The sequence below is a fragment of the Methylobacterium nigriterrae genome, from assembly GCF_037106235.1.
In the GTDB taxonomy this organism is placed as follows: domain Bacteria; phylum Pseudomonadota; class Alphaproteobacteria; order Rhizobiales; family Beijerinckiaceae; genus Methylobacterium; species Methylobacterium nigriterrae.
Map to the genome: position 1 here is coordinate 1 of NZ_JBAWTG010000916.1, position 267 is coordinate 267.

General features: G+C 62.9%; 1 protein-coding gene. It reads left to right on the forward strand.

What is annotated here, in order from left to right:
• Nucleotides 1–48: 48 nt before the first annotated feature.
• The coding region (locus WDW90_RS39670; RefSeq protein WP_336493065.1) for a hypothetical protein at nucleotides 49–267 on the forward strand (219 nt) is incomplete at its 3' end.

Genomic DNA, 267 nt, shown 5'->3' on the forward strand with positions numbered 1-267 from the left:
GCCCCCGCCACTACTGCTCCGGTCGTCCCGACTGGTGCCGAGAATCTATTGAGCACTGCCTTCCCGACCCTCTCCGATGCCCAGCGCCGTCAGGTGTTGGCCGCCACCGAAATCGATGCTGGGTATGCCCTCGACTCGTCCTCGGGTGGATGGCAGCGCATCAATCTGGCCGCAGCCATGAGCGCCAAAGTGACCGTTGGCAAGGCCGGTCACGTCGTCAAGATCGAGACCGGAAACATCAAACCTGAGGTCGTCTCAGCTCCCCAG